The sequence below is a fragment of the Scytonema hofmannii PCC 7110 genome (assembly GCF_000346485.2).
GTDB classification, from domain to species: domain Bacteria; phylum Cyanobacteriota; class Cyanobacteriia; order Cyanobacteriales; family Nostocaceae; genus Scytonema; species Scytonema hofmannii.
This window is the reverse complement of the sequence record NZ_KQ976354.1, coordinates 3,670,135-3,694,120: the sequence shown is the minus strand read 5'-3', so window position 1 is coordinate 3,694,120 and position 23,986 is coordinate 3,670,135. Positions and strand designations below refer to the sequence as shown.

The 23,986-nt window shown below is 44.5% G+C and carries 2 protein-coding genes; both read right to left on the bottom strand.

Annotated features, from left to right (window positions below):
• Window positions 1-51 precede the first annotated feature (51 nt).
• Window positions 52-14,331 carry a non-ribosomal peptide synthetase gene (locus WA1_RS15425; RefSeq protein ID WP_017742656.1) on the bottom strand — a complete coding sequence of 4,760 codons (14,280 nt, stop codon included), beginning with the start codon at window positions 14,329-14,331 and terminating at the stop codon, window positions 52-54.
• Window positions 14,328-23,963: a non-ribosomal peptide synthetase gene (locus tag WA1_RS15420; RefSeq protein WP_066612889.1), complete on the bottom strand. Its 9,636-nt coding sequence runs from the start codon at window positions 23,961-23,963 to the stop codon at window positions 14,328-14,330. Before WA1_RS15420 ends, WA1_RS15425 begins: the two co-directional genes overlap by 4 nt.
• Between the last annotated feature and the right edge of the window lie 23 nt (window positions 23,964-23,986).

The following is a 23,986-nucleotide window of genomic DNA, read 5'->3' as shown; positions in this document are numbered from 1 at the left end:
CAAACGTCTAAGAATCCCCCCTACCTACTCTAAAAGGGGGGAAAGAGTTTTCTATAATTCTCCCTCTTCGTAATCTTCTGAGGTTTCAGTAAGCGCCAGTTGACCATCCTGTACAACCCCAAGTACCTCAATGATTTGGGCTAAATTGTCGATAGTTGGGTACTCAAGCAAATTTTGTAAGGACAATTCTACCGAGAAAATATCGCGGGAACGAGAGATCACCTGAGTTGCTAACAGAGAATGTCCTCCTAGTTCAAAGAAATTATCCTTGATCCCAATGCGTTCGGTTCCCAGGACTTCACTCCAGATTTGTGCCATTTGAGCCTCAATCGGGGTACGAGGTGACACAAAGCCAGTTGCCAGATTTCTGGCAGCTGTATCAGGTGCGGGCAAGGTCTGGCGATCTACTTTGCCATTGGGGGTTAACGGCAGAGAGTCGAGCAGGACAAAAGCTTGAGGAATCATGTAATTAGGTAGCTTTTGTTGGATAAATTCCCGCACTTGCGGCACAAGCTTTTGGACTAACTTACCATACAGAGGATTGTTCGTGTAGTCAGTCCAGGGTTTAGCTGTAACTGTTTCACGATCCCAAAAACTTGGGTATGGTTGGACATCAGACACTGGCGTTGAACTGTTGCGGTTCAATATCACATCAAAGGAACCATCCTGACTACTTTTCCACCAACTGAGGTGAACTGTGTAACCTAATTGCTGTCCCAGTTGCCAAATTTGCTCGGGATCGATCCCGACTGTTGACTGTGCGGCTAACTGTTGCCGGAGCTCTCCCACCGTCGAAGCCGCAGGAGGATATTCCAACCAGCCTAAAATTTGTAGTGCCTGTTGTACCCGTTGATTGGGTACATCCCTGACTCCTAAGTATTCTGGCTGCTCTTCTTGCAGCTGATTTTGCAGTTGTGGCAACGAAAGTCGCTCGAGTTGCCAATTTAACCAAGGCACTGCCGTTTTTTGCACATTAGTATTAAGATGCAAGGTGACATCATAACGGAATTGGGTTAGCTCATTTTGAGCATGACCGCGCTTAGGCTGAATTTCCACCCAAGTAATTTGGGGAAAACGTTGTTTGAGAGCGATGAAAAACTTGGGATCGATGAGCAGTTCTTCTTCGGTAGCCACAGTCTGATGTACCTGCTGTTGCCATTGCTCAACTGTTCTGTCTGACTCGGCACGGGCTAATTGTACGGCAGCATGGTATGGCAAAAGCAACGGTAAGCTGCGGACATCCCCCACAAAAATCTTACCCGTAGTGGCGATCGCTGCCATTGCTCCTTCTAAAACCTGCAACAAATAGTCAACACTGGGGAAATACTGCACAACGGAGTTGACAACCACCATATCAAAGGCTCCTTGGGGGATACCTTCAAAGTTATCTGCCTTTCGGTGCAGCAGTCGCACATTTCCTAGACCCTCGATCTCCCCACATAACCGCTCAAGATTGCGAATAGTGGCACTGGAATAATCGGCTCCCCAATATTCTTGGCAGTGTTTAGCCACGCGAAATAGCAGTAACCCACTACCGCAACCAATTTCTAACACTCGCTGCGGTTTTTCTGCCAGAATTCGGTTCACCGTACTCTCAACCCACTCCCGCATTTGTGGCGCTGGAATGGCTTGCCCAGTATAACTACTGTTCCAACCACTGATATTGAAGGTGGGGTCATCCGTTACTGCTTGCGGTTGGCTATAAGATTGTTCATAGAGATTTTGCCAATCACTCACGTACTCGCTTTGCCATTTCGCCAACTGTTCTGGTAAAACTTGACCCTTAAGAGCTGGAACTAAGTAAGCCACCAGACGTTTATCACCCCTGATGTCTTCTCTTGCTACTACCACACTCCCTTGCACCAAGGGATGTTGATTTAAATTCGCTTCAATTTCGCCCGTCTCGATCCGAAAACCTCGAATCTTTACTTGATTGTCAATGCGTCCCAAGTATTCGATATTACCATCGCTTAAGTAGCGTCCTAAGTCCCCTGTTTTGTAGAGGCGACTCAATTTTAGATTTTGAATTTTGGATTTTGGATTATTAGATTTGTTTTCTGATTCAATAGTTTGAGAAGATTCTAAATTCTCACTCCTATTCCCTAATCCAAAATCTAAAATCGGCAATCCAAAATCGCTGAAAGGATTGGAAATAAATTTCTCAAGGGTTAACTCAGGTTGGTTGAGATAGCCGCGTGCCAATCCTGCACCACCAATGTGCAATTCTCCCGGTACACCAATCGGCACGGGTTGATTGTGCGAATCTAAAATGTAGATCTGCGTGTTGGCAATTGGACGACCAATGGTTACTTTCTCGTCCTCTGAAGTGCATTTAGCGATCGTGGCACAAACGCTAGCTTCTGTTGGTCCGTAGCCATTAAAGAAGTTTCTACCAGCAGACCATTGTCTTATAAGTTCAACAGGACAAGCTTCTCCTGCGACAATAATTGTTTGCAGGGATCTGAGTTCTTCAGTTGGCAGAGCTGCCAGGGCTGATGGTGGTAGGGTGACATGGGTAATGCCATTATCGCGTAATTGCTCCATTAACGGCATACCGGGCATGAGAGTGTCTTTTGTTCCCAAGTAAAGTGTTGCCCCTGATGCCCAAGTCATCAAGACTTCCGATATACAAGCATCAAAACTGAAGGAAGCAAACTGGAGAACGCGACTCTGAGAATGTACGCCAAATGCTTGAATCTGAGCTTGAGCTAAGTTGCACAATCCCCGATGCTCAACCATCACCCCTTTGGGTTTGCCTGTAGAACCGCTCGTGTAGATCGCATTCGCTAAATGAGAAGCTGTTACGACCCCAGTCAAGTTATCTTGGTTGCTTTCGTCAATTTCTGACCAGATTTCATCTAAAAAGACCAGCCGTGCTGGAAGTGGGGGTAGTTTATCGACTAAGTGATGTTGGGTCAGCAGTACCGGAACTTGAGTGTCCTCTAGCATAAATTGTAGGCGTTCTTGAGGATACTCAGGATCGAGCGGCACGTATGCCCCACCTGCTTTAAGAATCCCCAGTAGTCCGATCGCCATGAAGAGGGATCGCTCCACGCACAACCCTACTAGTACATCTGCTCCCACACCCAAAGACTGCAAATGGTGTGCCAACTGGTTCGCACGGCAATTCAACTGCTGATACGTCAGTTGTTGATTTTCAAACACCACTGCTACGGCATTTGGGGTACGCGCTACCTGCTCCTCAAACAACTGATGAATGCACCAATCTTGGGGATATTCTGCTTGAGTATCATTCCACTCCAGCAACAATTGATGGCGTTCCTGTTGAGTGAGCAAGGGGAGTCTTGCCACCGATTGCTGGGAATTGTCAACAATTGCCCCTAATAAAGTCTGGAAATGTTGCATCATGCGGACAATCGTTGCTGCATCAAACAAATCCTTGTTGTACGAGCAAAAACCCCCAAGTCCTTGTGGTGAATCCCACAAGTGAACTTCTAGGTCAACCCGAACTGAGTCAAATCCTGACGGCATCCCTTCAACCTTTACATCAGGCAGATCCCAAGGGGAGGTGGGAGCATTCTGGAGAGCAAACACCACCTGCACAAGTGGGTTGCGATCTAAGTTTCGCTCTAGTTGCAACTCTTCGACTAACATCTCGAAGGGCAAATCCTGATGGTCATAGGCGTTTTGGGTAACTTGTCGCACCTGTGCTAGTAAAGCTTCAAAGGTCGGTTCTTCGGATAAATCAAATCTCAGTGCTAGAGTATTGACAAAAAATCCAATTAACCCTTCGATTTCTCTGCGGTTGCGATTCGCTATTGGTGAGCCTACCACAAGATCCGTTTGTCCGCTGTAGCGCGACATTAACACCACAAAACCCGCCAGCAATGTCATAAACAGCGTGCTTCCAGATTCTTGAGATAGCTTTTTGAGCTGCTGCGTTAACTTGCTATCTAGTTGCAGTCGCTCTGTACCGCCTCGAAAAGTCTGTATCGCTGGGCGAGGGTGGTCTGTGGGTAATTTTAGTAATGGTGGCGCTCCTGTTAACTGTTGCTTCCAATAGCTTAACTGACGCTCTAGTACCCGATTTGTTAGCCACTGACGTTGCCAGACAGCGAAATCGGCATACTGTATAGGTAACTCAGCTAACTCAGCAGAACTCCCTGTTGAAATAGATCGGTAATAGGTTGAGAGTTCACCGATTAAAATCCCCATCGACCAACCATCAGCAGCAATATGGTGAATTGCAAATAGCAAGACATACTCTTCAGTCGCCACTTGCCAAAGTCTGACTCGCAATACAGGACCATTAGCTAAATCGAAGGGTTTGCAGGCTTCTGCTGTCGCCAACGCTTCCACTTGTTTCCAGGGATCTGGCAGATTCTGTAGATCCACCACTGGTAAAGCGATCGTCATACTGGGTGCGATTGCCTGTATCGGTTTGTTATCCTTAATTTTAAAGCAAGTCCGCAGGGGTTCATGGCGTTGCACTATCGCACCAAAGGCTTGTTCCAAAGCTTTGATATTGAGATTCCCTACCAAACGCACGGTGAAATCTATGGTATAGGCACCACTTTCGCCTTCCAACTGATTCACAAACCACAGCCGCTCCTGCGCCCAAGATAACGGTATGTCTGTGTCTCTCAAAATCGGAGCGATCGCTGGTAGCGTCAGACCCGAACCAGTTTCTAGCTGATTGAAGATGACTTGACTTAACTGAGCAACTGTCGGTGATTCAAACAGATAACGTAACGGTAACGAAGTCCCAAAGGCATCCTGCAAACGAGAAATTATTTGAGTCGCTAACAGGGAATGTCCTCCCAAGGTAAAGAAATTATCGTGAATGCCTACTTGCTCAACTTTCAGTACTTCTGCCCAAATTTGTGCCAGCATTTCTTCAGTAGAGTTGCGGGGTGCAACAAATTTGTCTGCGATTTGACTGTGTAAATCCGGTGCGGGAAGAGCGCGGTGGTTTACTTTGCCATTGGGAGTGAGTGGTAAGGACTCCAGGATGACTATTGCATTGGGAACCATGTAGCTCGGTAGTTGGTTGGTGAGGAACTGACGCAGTTCTTCGACTTTTGGAGATTGTTCTGTGTTCGGTACTGCGTAAGCCACTAGACGTTTGTCGCCTGGTTCATCCTCTCGTACCACGACCACGCTTTCCCAAACGCCTGGGTGTTGCACCAATAACGCCTCAATTTCTCCCAATTCAATGCGGAAGCCGCGAATCTTAACTTGATTGTCAATTCGCCCTAAATACTCCAACTCGCCATTCGGCAAATAACGCGCCTTATCCCCTGTTTTATATAATTTTGACTTGCCAAAGGGGTTAGAGATAAACCGTTGTTCTGTAAGTTCGGGACGATTGAGATAACCACAAGTCACCCCAGCACCACCAACGTACATCTCGCCTGGAACCCCAATTGGCACTGGCTGTAAATCCCCATCTAACAGATAAACCTGTAAATCCCGAATCGGACGACCAATTACACTTGCCGTACCATGCAAATCGGCTTTGCTTAATGGACGATAAGTTACATGTACGGTGGTTTCTGTAATCCCGTACATATTTACTAGCTGGGGTGAGGAGTCACCATGGCGTTCAAACCAAGGCTGCAAACTCTTCAGTTCTAAGGCTTCTCCACCGAAAATTACCAAGCGCAACTTCACTTCCCCAACAGTTGCGATTGACTGTTCTGCTTGAATTAGCTGGCGGAAAGCGGAAGGAGTTTGATTAAGAATTGTGACTTTTTCTTGACACAGTAATTGGTAGAAGGATTCTGGCGATCGCGTTACGAAGTATGGCACGACTACCAGTCGTCCACCATACAGCAGAGCACCCCAAATTTCCCAAACCGAGAAATCGAATGCATAAGAGTGGAACATTGTCCACACATCTTCAGAGTTAAATTGATACCAAGAGTTTGTTGCTGCAAATAGACGCACTACATGTGAGTGGTTGACTAAAACACCCTTGGGCTTACCTGTAGAACCTGAAGTGTAGATGACGTATGCTAAGTTATCCGATGTTGCCGAGTTTTTCAAGTTTGACTCGCTCTGTTGAGCAATTTTTTCCCAGTCAGTGTCTAAGTAGACGACACGCGCCTGATGTTTAGGAATAGAGTCTACTAATTGCTGTTGGGTTAACAGTACCTTCACCTGGGCATCTTCAAGCATAAAGCTCAAACGCTCTTGGGGATACTCAGGGTCAAGCGGTACATAAGCACCACCCGCCTTGAGAATTGCCAACAGTCCCACAATCATTTCCACAGAGCGTTCCACGCAAATACCCACCAGCACATCCGCCCCCACACCCAATGAGCGCAAGTAATGCGCTAACTGATTAGCACGACAATTTAACTGCTCGTAAGTCAGTTGTCGATCTTCAAACACCACCGCCTCTGCATCTGGAGTACGCTGAACCTGTTCTTCAAACAACTGATGAATACATTTATCAACAGGATAATCTATCCGCGTATCGTTCCACTCAACCAATAACTGCTGCTCAGCTTCTGTCAGCAGAGGTAATTGGGAAATTCGTTCTTGAGGATTCGCCACAATTCCCTCAAGTAAAGTCACAAAATGACCTGCCATCCGGGCGATCGTGCTGCTATCAAACAAATCAGTATTGTACTCCCACGCACCCACTAATCCAGTAGCAGTGTTTCCCATTGCTAAGGTAAGATCGAATTTTGTAGTTGCACTTTCTATTGGCAAATCACTTATAGTTAGCCCAGTCAGTTCTACTTGTAACATGGGTGTATTCTGAAGTACAAACATTACCTGGAACAGGGGTGTATGGCTGAGGTTTCGTTCTGGTTGCAATGCTTCCACCAACATTTCAAATGGCAAGTCCTGATGAGCATAGGCATCCATTGCCATCAACCGAACGCGAGTCAATAACGATGAGAAACTCGGATTTTCAGATAAATCAGTCCGCATCACTAAAGTATTGACAAAAAAGCCTATTAACCCTTCGATCTCACTGTGATTCCGGTTAGCAATTGGTGTCCCCACCAGAATATCAGATTGTCCCGTATATCGGTAAAGTAATGTATCAAACGCTGCCAACAGCGTCATAAAGAGAGTACAACCTTGCTCTTGGCTGAGTTTTGTTAGTTTTTGAGTTAACTCGACAGAGAGTGCAAACTCGTGATGTGCGCCAGCGAAGGTCTGCACAGCTCCTCTGGGTCGGTCGGTGGGAAGCTCTAAGAGGGGTGGTGCATCTGCCAATTGTTGTTCCCAGTAAGAGAGTTGGCTTTGCAATACCTCCCCTTGCAACCACTGTCTTTGCCAGATTGCAAAATCTGCGTACTGAATCGGTAGTGGGGTTAACGGTGTACCCCTCTTCTTAAGCAAGCTATGCGTAGCGTCTTGTAGAGAAGGCTGACCTTGAGAATAAGCGTTGTAGAGTGCTGTGAGTTCTGCGATCAACACACCCATTGACCAGTCATCAGAGACAATGTGGTGCATACACACTAACAACACATGTTCTGTCTCGGACAGCACGACTAATTTGGCCCTAACTAATGCTTGGCTTGTCAAGTCAAAGGGTTGCAGAACTTCTTGTTGAGCTAAAAGCTTAGCAGCTACTTCTTGTTCGCTTACGGGCAGATGTTGCAAATCAACAATTGATAGTGTCCAATTTGTTTGTGTTTGAATGACTTGTGTTGGCTGTCCATCAACGGCGATGAAGTTGGTGCGTAACGCTTCGTGACGCGCAATTATTTCAATTAAGCTTTGTTCTAAGGCAGCAACTTCAAGATTTCCTACTAGACGCAAAGCCAAGGGTATGTTATATAACGCACTGTTGGGCTGTAGCTGTTCTATAAACCACAAACGCTGTTGAGCAAATGACAGTGATAGTTCTACATTCTCTGCGCGTCTTAAGATGGGTGGGGTGGTTAGTTCTAAGTTTTGTAGCTGCAACTGCCCAATCAGCTCCCCCAGTGCAGCAACTGTCGGTGCTGCAAAAATGCTACGTAATGGTAGTTCTACTTTGAAGATGTTGCGGATGCGTGAAACCAATTGCGTTGCTAGTAGCGAGTGTCCCCCAAGTTCAAAGAAGTGATCGTGAATACCGACTTGCTCTAGTTTCAGTACTTGCACCCAAATTTGTGCCAGCATTTCTTCGTTGGGGGTACGTGGTGCAACATAGTTGTCTTTGGGTTCGTTATGTAAATCTGGTGCGGGTAAAGCGCGACGGTCTACTTTGCGGTTTGGTGTTAAAGGTAGAGACTCGAGCATCACGAAAGTGTTTGGCACCATGTAAAGCGGCAGTTTATTGGCAAGAAACTGACGCAATTCGCTAATGGTGGGTATCTGTTTGTGGGATACTACGTAGGCGACTAATCTCTTATCACCTGGCGTATCTTCTCGGATGATGACACAAGATGTCTGTACCTGGGGATGTTGGTTGAGTACGGCTTCGATTTCTCCCAATTCAATGCGGAAACCCCGGATTTTTACTTGATTGTCGATGCGTCCAAAGCACTCAATGTTACCATCGGGTAGATAACGTGCTAAATCCCCAGTCTTATATAATCTTGGATTTTGGATTTTGGATTTTGGATGATTGGATTTGTTTTTTGATTCAGTCGCTTGAGAAGATTCTAAATTCTCATTCCTATTCCCTAATCCAAAATCTAAAATCGGCAATCCAAAATCGCTAAACGGGTTGGGCAGAAATTTTTCGTCTGTTAATTGAGGGCGGTTGAGATACCCTCTTGCTAAACGAACACCGCCAATGTGCAGTTCGCCTATGACTCCAATCGGTACTGGTTGCAGATGACGATCCAGGATGTATGCTTGCGTATTGGCAATAGGACGACCAATGAGGACTGTATTGGTTTTTTCTGATTTGGAATGTAGTAGATCGTGGACTATGGCTGTAACCGACGCTTCGGTGGGTCCGTAAACATTCAGACAAGTGATGCGATCGCCTACTAATTGCTGCCAGATTGTCACTGTTTCCGGTAGCACTGCATCCCCACCCACAGCGACTAAGCGTAGGCTTTGCGGCACAGTTGCATCCTGTTGAGATACCGCCACCGCCCATTCATGCCAATAGGCTGGGGTGATATTCAACACACTCAGCTTTTGTTGTTCAATAAATTGGGCAAAGCTGGCGAAGTCAGGGAACATTTGAGCGGGTCTTAAGACGACAGTTGCGCCTTTATACCAAGTGGGGAAGATTTCTTCGGCAGCTACGTCAAAGCCGAGGGAAGCAAACTGCAAGACGCGATCGCGGCCAGTCAGACCAAAGACTTCACTAATCGCACTGCTATGGTTCACCAACGCAGCATGAGTCAGCATAACACCTTTAGGTTTGCCGGTAGACCCAGAAGTATACAACAGACAAGCCAAGTTTTCTGGTTCTACTTCACTCACCAAATTTTCTTGACTTTGAAGAGTCAGCACTTCAGATTCTGCGTCTAAGACGATGACTTTTACCCCAGAGACTGGCAAAGAATCCAGCAATTTCTGTTGTGCGATCAGCACGGAGTATTGTGAGTCCTGCGATATATCAGCTAATCGCTGCTGGGGATAATCGGGGTCTAGGGGGACATAAGCGCCACCAGCTTTGAGGACGGCTAATAATGCCACGATGATGGATAGCGATCGCTCCAGATAAATCCCAACCAAAACCTCTGGTCCCACACCCAGAGATTGTAGGTGGTGTGCTAATTGATTAGCTTGGGTGTTCAGCTGTTGATAAGTTAATTGTTGATTGCCAAACACCACTGCTACTGCATTTGAGGTAAGCTCTACTTGTTGCTCAAACAATTGATGAATACACTTATCCCTGGGATAATCCGCCTGAGTATCGTTCCATTCTACAAATAACTGCCGTTGTTCAACTTCTGTTAACATTGGCAATTGGGAAATGCGCTCTTGGGGATTAGCCACAATTGCTGACAGCAGTGTTACAAAATGACCCGTCATCCGCACGATGGTACTGTCATCAAACAAGTCAGTGTTGTATTCCCAGACACCCACCAGTCCAGTAGCAGTGTTTTGCATTGCTAAGGTAAGATCGAATTTTGCCGTTGCGCTTTCTATTGGCAACGGAGTGACAGTTAACCCAGTCAGTTCTACTTGAGATAGGGGATCGTTTTGGAGGAGAAAATCTACCTGAAACAGTGGTGCATGGCTGAGGTCTCGTTCTGGCTGCAATGTTTCCACCAACATTTCAAATGGCAAGTCCTGATGAGAGTATGCCTCCATTGCCATTTGCCGAACACGACCCAACAACTGCAAAAAACTGGGATTGCCTGATAAATCAGTCCGCAAAACTAAAGTATTGACAAAAAAGCCAATTAACCCTTCCAAGTACGTGCGATTGCGGTTAGCAATTGGTGTCCCCACCAAAATATCTTCTTGTTCTGTGTAGCGGTAAAGTAAGGTATTAAACGTTGCCAACAGCGTCATAAAGAGAGTACAACCTTGCTCCTGGCTCAGTTTTGTCAGCCTTTGAGTGAGTTCAATTGACAGTGCGAACTCTTGATGTGCGCCAGCGAAAGTTTGCACAGCCGGTCTGGGTCGGTCTGTGGGTAGGGACAATAAAGCTGGTGCATCTGCCAATTGTTTTTGCCAGTAACTTAATTGGTTTTGCAGTACATCCCCTTGCAACCACTCTCGTTGCCAAATGGCGAAATCTGCGTACTGAATGGGCAGTGGCGCTAAAGGCGAGGGCTGACCGTGAGAATATGCATTATACAGCACTGCTAGTTCTTGTACAAACACACCCATTGACCAACCATCGGAGACAACATGATGCATACACATTAAAAATATGTGTTCTGTCTCGGACAGCACGACTAATGTTGCTCTCACTAATGCTTGTCTTGCTAGATCGAATGGTTGAGTGGCTTGTTGTTGCGCTAATTGCTGTGAAACAATTTCTTGTTCGGTTGTAGATAAATGCTTCAAGTCAACAATTGATACCATCCAATTCGTTTGAGTTTGAATGATTTGAGAAGGTTCTCCATCAACTGTGATGAAATTGGTGCGTAACGCTTCGTGACGACGAATAATTTCTTCTAAGCTTTGTTCTAAGGCGGCGACATTAAGAGTTCCAATTAGACGTAAAGCTATAGGTATATTATAGAAGGCACTGTTGGGATCGAACTGATCTAAAAACCACAGCCGTGTTTGGGCAAATGATAGTGGTAATTCTGCGGTTTTTGACCTTGGTAAGATGGGTGGCGAAGTCAGTTGTAACTTTTGTTGCTGTAACTGCTCGATAGATTGGGCTAATTCGGCAACTGTTGCTGTGGCAAACAACTCGCGCAATGGTAGTTCTACTTGGAAGTGAGAGCAGATACGTGAGACCAATTGGGTTGCTAGTAGCGAGTGTCCTCCAAGTTCAAAGAAGTTATCATAAATACCCACTTGCTCTACTTTTAACACTTGCGCCCAAATTTGTGCTAACAGTTCTTCAATTAGGTTGTGTGGGGCTACATATTTGTCTTTGAGTTCATGATGTAAATCCGGTGCTTTTAATGCACGGCGGTCTACTTTCCCATTGGGAGTGAGTGGCATTTCCTCCAACATCACAAAAGCCTGGGGCATCATGTAAGGAGGGATTTTTGCTTTCAGGTAGTGGCGCAGTTCGCTAATTGTAAGCGTACAGTGCTGACACGGTACTACGTAGGCGACTAAGCGCTTCTCTCCTGGGGTATCAACGCGTGCAATAACACAAGATGCATGGACATCACCATTTTGGTTCAGTATTGCTTCAATTTCTCCCAATTCAATTCGGAAGCCACGAATTTTTACCTGATTGTCGATGCGTCCCAAGTATTCAATGTTGCCATCCGGTAAATAGCGTGCTAAATCTCCAGTTTTATAGAGACGGGAATGCGGCTCGTCACTAAAGGGATTAGGGATGAATTTCTCTTGTGTTAACTCTGCGCGGTTGAGATAGCCTCGCGCTAAGGATTCCCCACCAATATGCAATTCTCCTGGTACACCAATCGGTACTGGCTGCAAATACTCATCTAAAATGTAGATTTGTGTGTTGGCGATGGGACGACCGATAGGTGGTGAGATCTTACGCTCGCGTTCATCAGAAACAACTATGCCTGAAGTTGCGACAACAGTATTTTCCGTTGGACCATAATTATTGATTACCTGGAAAGGGAGTAAATTTGATGGATATCGATGAAGTTTATCTCCTCCAGTGAGTACAGTTCGCAAGGCTGTATCTTCTGTCCACTCCAGAGATAATAATTGCTCTGCCAGTGGTGTTGGTAGAAAACTGATGGTGATTTGTTGCGATTTCAACCAATCTTGCAAATCTACTGGAGATACAAGGATTTCCGGTTTAGCTAAATAGATACTTGCTCCTACGCTCAGATAAGGCCATAATTCCCAAACAGCCGCATCAAATGCTGTGGAAGCTAACTGAGTAGCTTTGTCAGTTGAAGTGATTTCAAAAGCACGTTGATGCCAGAACACTAGATTTAGCAAATTATCATGAGTAACCAATACTCCTTTAGGCAGACCTGTAGAACCAGAGGTATAAATCACATAAGCTAAGTGATGATCTGTGATAGCAGTGTCTGGGTTCTTTTGACTGGAGTTGGAAATGACTGCCCACTCAGTATCCAAACAGACAAGCTGTGCTTGAGACTCCTTGAGTTTGTTAACGAGTCGTTGTTGAGTCAGTAGCACTGCAAGTTGAGCATCTTGAAGCATAAATTGTAAGCGCTCAGTTGGATACTCAGGGTCAAGCGGTACATAAGCTCCACCTGCTTTGAGAATACCTAACAGTCCCACAATCATTTCTAAAGAACGCTCCACACACAACCCAACTAGCATATCGGCTTTCACACCCAAAGACTGCAAGTAATGGGCCAACTGATTCGCACGACAATTCAATTGGTGGTAAGTCAGTTGTTCGTTTTCAAACACTACCGCTACTGCATTCGGGTTCAGCTCAACCTGCGCCTCAAACAACTGATGGATACATCGATCGACAGGGTAATCTGCTTGAGTATCATTCCAGTCAATTAATAACTGCTGCTGCTCAACTGGTGTTAACATTGGCAGTTGGGAAATTTGTTGCTGTGGATTCGCCACAATTGCTTCAAGCATGGTGACAAAATGACCTGTCATGCGCTTGATCGTGCTCGAATCAAACAAGTCTGTATTATATTCCCACACACCTACTAATCCAGTAGCAGTGTTCTTCATTGCTAAAGTTAAATCAAACTTTGTAGTTACACTTGCTATTGGCAATTCACTTATTGTTAACCCAGTCAACTCTAGTTGAGATGTGGGCGTATTCTGGAGAATAAACGTCACTTGGAACAGAGGTGTATGGCTAAGGTCGCGTTCTGGCTGCAAGACTTCCACCAACATTTCAAATGGCAAATTTTGATGAGTGTATGCTCCCAGAGACATTTCCCGAACGCGACCTAGTAACTCGCTAAAACTGGGGTTACCTGATACATCAGTCCGCATCACTAAAGTATTGACAAAAAAGCCAATTAACCCTTCTATTTCACTCAGATTTCGGTTGGCAATGGGTGAACCAACTAGAATATCTTCTTGTCCAGTGTAGCGGTAAAGTAAGGTATTAAAGGCTGCCAGTAAGGTGATGAAGAGAGTACATCCTTGCTCCTGGCTTAGTTTTGTCAGCTTTTGAGTGAGTTCCACAGAAAGGGTAAACTCTTGATGTGCCCCTGCAAAAGTCTGTACTGCCGGTCTGGGGCGGTCTGTTGGTAAGGGTAAGAAAGTAGCTGCATCGGCTAGTTGTTTTTGCCAATAAGCTAGTTGGGTTTCCACTATCTCCCCTTGTAACCACTCTCTCTGCCAGATAGCAAAATCTGGATACTGAACTTCCAGTGGGGTTAAGGGAGAAGGTTGACCTTGAGCATAAGCGTTGTATAGGGCTGTTAGTTCTTGCATAAACACGCCCATTGACCAGCCATCACTCACAATGTGGTGCATACACACTAACAATAGTTGTTCTGTCTGTGACAGCATAACTATTGTGGCTCTGATTAATGACTCACTTGCCAGATCGAACGGCTGAATCGCTTGTTTTTGTACTAATTGTTGTGCAGTAATTTTTTGTTCATCTATCGATAAATGCTTCAAGTCAACAACCGATACTTTCCAGGTTGTTTCTGTGTGAATGATTTGTGAAGCTTTTCCATCAACGGTGATGAAGTTGGTACGTAAGGCTTCGTGGCGAGCAATTATTTCTTGTAAGCTTTGTTCTAAGGCAACTTGATGGAAAGTTCCTTTTAGACGCAAAGTTAGAGGGATGTTGTATAATCCACTGTTTGGCTCAAATTGGGCTAAAAACCATAAACGCTGTTGAGCATAAGATAGGGGGAATTCTTCAGTTTTCATCTCTTGCTCCTTGGTAGAATGCGTGGAAGAGTTAGGTTTGAGTTTTGTTGCTGTAACTTCCCAATTGATTGCGCTAATTCAGCTAGTGTTGCAGCAGTGAACAATTCGCGTAAAGGAAGTTCGACTTTGAAGCAATCGCGGATGCGTGAAACCAGTTGGGTGGCGAGTAAGGAATGTCCCCCCAGTTCAAAGAAGTTATCATAAACTCCTACTTGCTCTACTTTCAGCACTTGCGCCCAAATTTGAACTACCATTTCTTCGAGCGGTGTGCGGGGTGCAACATATTGGTCTGATGCTTGGCTGTTGAAATCTGGCGTGGGTAAAGCGCGACGGTCTACTTTACCGTTAGATGTCAGGGGTAAGGACTCCAGCACCACAAAAGTGTTTGGCACCATATAGGCTGGTAGTTGGTTGGCGAGAAACTCCCGCAGTTTTTGGGCTGTAAGAGATTGTTCCCCTTTGAGCACCACGTAAGCCACTAGACGTTTGTCGCCCGGTTCATCCTCTCGTACCACCACCACGCTTTCCCAAACGCCGGGGTGTTGCGTCAGTAATGCTTCTATTTCTCCCAACTCAATGCGGAAGCCACGAATCTTCACCTGATTGTCAATTCGTCCTAAATACTCTAACTCTCCATTGGGCAAATAACGGGCTAAATCTCCCGTTTTATACAATTTTGACCGATAAAATGGGCTGGAGATAAAACGTTGTGCTGTCAGTTCCAGACGATTGAGATAGCCACGAGTCACTCCAGCACCACCAACATACATCTCGCCCCTGACCCCAATTGGTACTGGCTGTAAATGTTCATCTAGCACATACATCTGTAAATCCGGGATCGGACGACCAATGACACTGGCTGTGCCATTCAAATCGGAAGAGCTCAATGGACGATAAGTCACGTGTACAGTGGTTTCCGTAATCCCATACATATTCACTAACTGAGGGAATTGGTCGCCATGACGCTCGAACCAAGGTTGCAAACTCTTTAGTTCTAAGGCTTCTCCACCGAAAATTACCAAGCGTAAGTTCAAATCAGCCGTAATTGCTATTGACTGTTCGGCTTGAATTAACTGGCGGAAGGCGGAAGGTGTTTGATTGAGAATTGTGACTTTCTCTTGACACAATAACCTATAGAAGGATTCAGGCGATCGCGTCACTATATAAGGCACGACTATCAGTCGTCCACCATGAAGCAATGCACCCCACATTTCCCAAACAGAGAAATCGAATGCATAAGAGTGGAATAATGTCCACACATCTTGAGAGTTGAAGTGATACCAAAGTTCCGTTGCTGCAAACAGACGAATTACATTATTGTGGTTGACTAAAACCCCTTTAGGCTTGCCTGTGGAACCAGAAGTGTAGATGACATAAGCTAAATTAGTGGCTGTTACCTCATTTCCAGGGTTTGACTCGCTCAATTGAGCAATTTTGTCCCACTCACTGTCTAAGTAGACAACACGCGCTTGATGCTCGGGTAATTTCTCAACTAGATGCTGTTGACTCAGCAGCACTGAAAGTTGAGCATCTTCTAAGATAAAGCTCAACCGATCGGTGGGATACTCTGGGTCAAGCGGCACATAAGCACCACCCGCTTTGAGAATACCCAGTAGTCCCACAATCATTTCTAAAGAGCGCTCCACACAAATACCCACCAGTACATCTGCGGACACTCCCAATGAGCGCAAGTAATGTGCCAATTGGTTAGCACGACTATTCAATTGCTGGTAAGTCAGTTGTTGATTTTCAAACTCTACTGCCACTGCATTCGGGGTATGCTCTACTTGTAACTCAAATAATTGATGGATACATTGATTAGAAAGATAATGCGTCTGAGTATCATTCCACTCAATCAATAACTGCCGTTGCTCAACTTCTGTTAACATTGGCAATTGGGAAATTCGCTGTTTGGGGTTAGCAATAATCCCCTCTAGCATTGTGACAAAATGACCCGTCATCCGCTCTATAGTATCAGGGTTAAACAAGTCAGTATTATACTCCCACACACCCACTAGTCCAGCTGCAGTGTTTTCCATTACTAAGGTAAGATCAAACTTTGCAGTTGTGCTTTCTATTGGGAAAGAACTTATGCTTAACCCACTCAACTCTACTTGCGACGTGGGCGTATTCTGGAGGGCAAATAACACCTGAAATAGGGGGGTATGACTTAAGTCCCGTTGAGGTTGCAATGCCTCCACTAGCATTTCAAAAGGCAAGTCTTGATGAGCATAAGCTCCTAACGCTACTTCTCGCACCTGTACCAATAATTCTTCAAAACTGGGATTTTCTGATAAATCAGCCCTTAAAACTAAAGTATTGACAAAAAAGCCAATTAACCCTTCGATTTCACTCCGATTCCGGTTAGCAATCGGTGTTCCGACTAAAATATCTGATTGTCCACTGTAGCGATACAATAAGACATTAAATGCTGCCAAAAGGGTCATAAACAAGGTGACTCCTTGTTCTTGGCTGAGTTTTGTGAGTTTTTGAGTTAACTCTGGTGAGAGGCTAAACTCTTGATGTGCGCCTGCGAAAGTTTGTACCGCAGGTCTAGGTCGATCTGTCGGTAAGGCTAAGAACGTGGTGGCATCTGCGAGTTGTTTGCGCCAATAAGCTAATTGGGTTTCTAGTACCTCCCCTTGTAACCATTGTCGCTGCCAAAGGGCAAAATCCGCATACTGAATCGGCAGGGGGTTTAAGGGTAAACATTGACCTTGAATATAAGCATTATACAACGCTCCTAATTCTTGCACAAACACACCCATTGACCAGCCATCACTGACCACATGGTGCATACATATCAGTAAGATGTGTTCTGTCTGCGAAAGTATTACTAATGTGACTCTGATTAAAAATTCGCTTGCTAAGTCAAAGGGTTGAATAGCTTGAGTGTTAATCAATTGCTGACAACTCTTTTGTTGTTCAGTTGTCGCTAAATGCTGCAAGTCAACAATCGATATTGTCCAATTTGTTGCTGTTTGGATGATTTGAGTTGGTTTTCCCGCAATTGTCGGGAAATTAGTGCGTAAGGTTTCGTGGCGTTGGATAATTTCTTGTAAGCTTCGTTCTAAGGTTGTCACCTCTAGAGTTCCCACCAGACGCAACGCTAGAGGGATGTTGTATGAGGCACTATTGGGCTGTAATTGGTCTAAAAACCATAAACGCTGTTGAGCATAAGATAAAGCTAATTCTGCGTTTGGGTCTCTGGGTAAAATGGGGGGCGCGATCGCTAATTCTTGTTGCTGTAACCTTGGAATCTGTTGGGATAATTCCCCTATGGTTGGTGCTGCAAATAGACTCGGCAAAGGAAGTTCTATGTGGAAACTATTGCGAATACGGGAGATAAGTTGAGTTGCAAGGAGAGAATGCCCCCCTAATTCAAAAAAGTTCTCATCTATTCCCACTTTTTCGACTTTTAGGACTTGTGACCAAATATTTGCCAGTATTTCCTCAATGGGGGTACGGGGTGCGATATATTTGTCTTCGCTGTGTAATTCTGGTACTGGTAAAGCACGACGGTCTACTTTCCCATTAGGAGTTAGGGGTAAAGCTTCGAGCAAGACGAAAGCATTAGGAACCATGTATTCTGGCAACTTAGCTTTCAAAAATTGGCGGATTTCTTGAATTATGGGTTTTATTTCCGGTTTCGGTACTATATAGGCAACTAAGCGTTTATCCCCGCTTTCATCTTCACGAACAATCACGACAGATGCCAGGATCTGGGAATATTGACTTAATACTGCTTCAATTTCCCCTAACTCAATCCGAAAGCCCCGAATTTTCACTTGATGGTCAATTCGTCCTAAATACTCTAACTCTCCATTGGGTAAATAACGGGCTAAATCTCCCGTTTTGTACAATTTTGACTGAGAAAATGGGCTAGAGATAAACCGTTCTGTTGTCAATTCTGGACGGTTGAGGTAGCCTCTTGTTACTCCAGCACCCCCCACGTACATCTCACCGGGTACTCCAATGGGTACCGGCTGTAAATGTTCATCTAGCACATACACCTGTAAGTCTGGAACCGGAGTACCAATCACATTTACTGTACCCTTCAAATCAGCTATACTTAACGGGCGATAAGTGACGTGAACAGTGGTTTCCGTAATCCCATACATATTCACTAACTGAGGGAATTGGTCGCCATGACGCTCAAACCAAGGCTGCAAACTGTTAAGTTCTAAAGCTTCTCCACCAAAGATTACCAAGCGTAAGTTCAAATCAGCCGTAATTGCTATTGACTGTTCGGCTTGAATTAACTGGCGGAAGGCGGAAGGTGTTTGATTGAGAATTGTGACTTTCTCTTGACACAATAACTTATAGAAGGATTCAGGCGATCGCGTCACTATATAAGGCACGACTATCAGTCGTCCACCATGAAGCAATGCACCCCACATTTCCCAAACAGAGAAATCGAATGCATAAGAGTGGAATAATGTCCACACATCTTGAGAGTTGAAGTGGTACCAAAGTTCCGTTGCTGCAAACAGACGAATTACATTATTGTGGTTGACTAAAACCCCTTTAGGCTTACCTGTGGAACCAGAAGTATAGATAATATAAGTTAAATTGTGGGGGTCTACTCCGTTTTCTGGGTTTGATGTACTCTCTGGAGCAATTCTTTCCCATTCTGTATCTAAACAGAGGACACGCGTCTGATGTTGAGGTAGAGACTGGACTAATTTCTCTTGAGTTAATAAGACTTTCACCTGAGAGTCTTCTAACATAAAGTTTAATCGTTCTTGGGGATAATCCGGGTCGAGAGGAACATAAGCCCCACCCGCCTTGAGAATACCCAGTATTCCTATCATCATCTCTAAAGAACGTTCTACATATAAACCCACCAATACATCTGCACCCACACCTAAAGACTGTAAATAATGGGCTAACTGGTTAGCGCGACTGTTCAATTGATGGTAAGTTAGAGATTTATTTTCATATACCACTGCTACTGCATCTGGGGTGCGTTCTACTTGTTCCTCAAACAACTGATGAATACACTTATCAGAAGGATAGTCAGTTTCGGTATTATTCCAATCAATTAATAATTGTTTTTGTTCAAATTCTGTCAATAAAGGCAATTGAGCAATGGTTGTTTGAGTATTGAACACAATTGCTTCTAGCAGTGTGACAAAATGACCTGTCATCCGCTCTATAGTATCAGGGTTAAACAAATCCGTATTATATTCCCATACTCCCATCAGTCCAGTAGATGTATTTTCCATTGCTAAAGATAAATCACATTTAGCCACTGGTGTTTTTACCCAGAAAGGACGTACACTTAACCCAGTTAACTCTACCGTTGACAGAGGAGTTTGAAGAGCAAACAACACTTGAAACAGGGGGGTATGACTGAGGTCTCGTTGAGGTTGCAATGCCTCCACTAGCATTTCAAAAGGCAAGTCTTGATGAGCATAAGCTCCTAACGCTACTTCTCGCACCTGTACCAATAATTCTTCAAAACTGGGATTTTCTGATAAATCAGCCCTTAAAACTAAAGTATTGACAAAAAAGCCAATTAACCCTTCGATTTCACTCCGATTCCGGTTAGCAATCGGTGTTCCGACTAAAATATCTGATTGTCCACTGTAGCGATACAATAAGACATTAAATGCTGCCAAAAGGGTCATAAACAAGGTGACTCCTTGTTCTTGGCTGAGTTTTGTGAGTTTTTGAGTTAACTCTGGTGAGAGGCTAAACTCTTGATGTGCGCCTGCGAAAGTTTGTACCGCAGGTCTAGGTCGATCTGTCGGTAAGGCTAAGAACGTGGTGGCATCTGCGAGTTGTTTGCGCCAATAAGCTAATTGGGTTTCTAGTACCTCCCCTTGTAACCATTGTCGCTGCCAAAGGGCAAAATCCGCATACTGAATCGGTAGGGGGTTTAAGGGTGTACCCCTCTGGGGAAGCAAGCTACGCGTAGCGGATGCACCAGAAGACTGACCTTGAGTATCAGCATCATACAACGCTACTAATTCTTGCACGAACACACCCATTGACCAGCCATCACTGACCACATGGTGCATACATATCAGTAAGATGTGTTCTGTCTGCGAAAGCGTGACTAATGTGACTCTGATTAAAGATTCGCTGGCTAAGTCAAAGGGTCGAATAGCTTGAGTATTAATCAATTGCTGACAACTCATTTCTTGTTCAGTTGTCGCTAAATGCTGCAAGTCAACAACCGATATTGTCCAATTTGTTGCTGTTTGGATGATTTGAGTTGGTTTTCCCGCAATTGTCAGGAAATTAGTGCGTAAGGCTTCGTGGCGTTGGATAATTTCAATTAAGCTTTTTTCTAAGGTTGTCACCTCTAGAGTTCCTGCCAGACGCAAAGCGATTGGCATATTGTATAAGGCACTATTGGGCTGTAATTGGTCTAAAAACCATAAACGCTGTTGAGCATAAGATAAAGCTAATTCTGCGTTTGGGTCTCTGGGTAAAATGGGGGGCGCGATCGCTAATTCTTGTTGCTGTAACCTTGGAATCTGTTGGGATAATTCCCCTATGGTTGGTGCTGCAAACAGACTTGGCAAAGGAAGTTCTATGTGGAAACTGTTGCGAATACGGGAGATAAGTTGAGTTGCAAGGAGAGAATGCCCCCCTAATTCAAAAAAGTTCTCATCTATTCCCACTTTTTCGACTTTTAGGACTTGTGACCAAATATTTGCCAGTATTTCCTCAATGGGGGTACGGGGTGCGATATATTTGTCTTCACTGTGTAATTCTGGTACTGGTAAAGCACGACGGTCTATTTTCCCATTAGGAGTTAGGGGTAAAGCTTCGAGGAGGACGAAAGCATTAGGAACCATGTATTCTGGCAACTTAGCTTTCAAAAATTGGCGGATTTCTTGAATTATGGGTTTTATTTCCGGTTTCGGTACTATATAGGCAACTAAGCGTTTATCCCCGCTCTCATCTTCACGAACAATAACGACAGATGCCAGGAGCTGGGAATATTGGCTTAATACTGCTTCAATTTCCCCTAACTCAATCCGAAAACCCCGAATCTTCACTTGATGGTCGATGCGTCCCAGATATTCTATGTTTCCATCAGGTAAATAACGTGCTAAATCCCCAGTTTTATATAATCTACCCCCTCCTGGCTTCTCAAACGGATTAGAGATGAATTTCTCTTGGGTTAACTCTGGTCGGTTGAGATAACCCCGTGCTAAACCTGCACCACCGATGTGCAATTCTCCGGGTACACCAATCGGTACTGGTTGTAAGTTTTGATCGAGGATGTAGATTTGTGTATTAGAGATGGGGCGACCAATGGTCGGTGAGTCACTTGTCCCTTTTTTGCTCAAGCTAAATGTAGAGTAAGTAGTGTCTTCTGATGGACCATAGAGATTGAATACACGCTGGATTGTACTCTGCTGATAGATTTGTTGCACAAGTTGATTTTGGAGAGGTTCACCAGCTAAATTAATTGTGCATACCTGCTCAGGTAAATTCTTCTCTCGAATTAACTCAGCGATTGCCGAAGGAACTGTATTAATCAGAGTGACTTGGTTGGCAGTAGTAATAGTGGATAAATGTAAAGCGTTTTTAGCTAAAATGACTTTTCCTCCGGTGCTCAGAGTCACAAACAACTCAAAAACCGAGAGATCGAAACAGATAGAGGTAGAAGCTAAGACACCAGTAAGCTCATTGGGTGTAAAAACCTCTTGCGCCCAACTCACTAAAGCAACTGGGCTGTGATGCTGTATGGCGACTGCCTTTGGTCTACCTGTAGAGCCGGAGGTGTAGAGCACGTAGGCTAGGTTTGATGGTTTTACCTCACAGGCATTAGGAATTTCGCTGGCTTGGGTAAACTCCTGAACCGCAGTATCCAAATAGACAAGATGAGCTTTCTGTTCGGGTAGTTTTTCCAGCAGTTGCTGTTGAGTTAACAGTACCTGAATCTGAGCATCTTCTAACATAAAGCTTAAACGCTCAGTTGGATACACCGGATCGAGTGGCACATAAGCCCCACCAGCTTTGAGAATGGCCAGTAATCCTACGACCATTTCTAAAGAACGTTCCACACAAATACCAACCAGCACATCTGCTCCCACGCCCAAAGAACGTAAGTAATGCGCCAACTGGTTAGCGCGAGTATTCAACTGGTGGTAAGTCAGTTGTTGATTTTCAAACACCACCGCCACTGCATCGGGGGTGCGCTGAACTTGCTCCTCAAACAACTGATGGATACACTTATCCTGGGGATAATCCGCCTGAGTCTTATTCCACTCAACTAATAACTGCTCTTGCTCAATTTCTGTTAGCAGAGGTAATTGCCGAATCTGCTGAATAGGATTAGCTACAATACCTTCAAGCAAGGTCTCATAATGTTGAGCCATACGCGCGATCGTGGTAGCCTCAAACAAGTCAGTATTGTATTGCCAGCAGAGTTGCAACACTCCCTGAGCTTCCATCACCATTAAATTCAGATCGAAGTCAGCACCGCGTTGATGTCCGAGCAAGTATGGCTCCATCTGAAGAACTTGTTCTCGACTGTGCAATAAATTTTGGGTTGATTCACACCAACGGTGTGCTTGCCAAGTGAAACTAACTTGACATAAAGAAGAACGACTGCGATCGCGTTGTGGCCGGAGTTGTTCTGCTAACAGAGAAAATGGGTAATCTTGATGCTTTTGGGCTTGTTTAACTGTCTTGCTGACTTGAGCCAGAAATTCTGTGAATGTAGCGTTTTCCTGTACGGAAGTTCGTAAAACGATCGGGTTAACGAAGTAGCCGACAATCTCTTTAAACTCTCTACTCCACCGACCCCTCATTGGACTTCCTATGAGAATGTCTGTTTGATTGGTGTAGCGGTAAAGTAGCACGTAAAATGCTGCTAACAGAATCTGATAAAGGCTTGTTCCAGAAACTAGAGCTAGATGCTTGAGTTTTTGAATTAACTGTTCATCTAGCGGTGAAATATATGATGTCCCTTGATAAGTCTGTACTGGGGGGCGGGGTTTGTCTGCGAGCAAATTCAAAATTGGCAATTCGCCAGCTAATTGTTCTTGCCAGTATTGCCACAGTTTTTCTCCCTTGGAACCCGATAGCATTTCTGATTGCCAGTGGACAAAATTTGCATAAGATTTATTCCCACTTAAAAAATCTGCTGCTACCTCTGTCTGCTCTTGACTAACTTGCTCAATTTCATTAGCATACAAAGCTTGAAATTCACTCAGCAGCAAATCAAAAGACCACATATCACCTGCAATATGATGCATTGTTAGCAAGAGAACGTGTTCTTTTTCCGATCGAGTAAATAAATTAACCCTCAAAATTGAATCTTTTTCTAAGTTAAAAGGACGGTCAGTTTCAGCAAATATTTTCTCTTTTAAGTCATCTTCACTCCAACCGTCAGCATCTGTTACCCAAATACTAAATTTTTGTTTTTCATTAATTTGCTGAACTGGCTTGTCTTCATGAGTGATATATGTGGTTCTGAGAATAGGATGGCGTTCAATAATTTTTTCCCATACACTGATGACAGTAGCAATATTTAAGGTTGAATTAATTTTTACTGTAATAAATATATTATAAGCTACACTCTCGGTCGCCATTTTGTAGATAAACCACATTGCTTGTTGACCATAGGAGAGCGGGTAAGTTGTTTTTAGACTTTTGTTCATTTAAGTTCCTTAAAATTCTGACA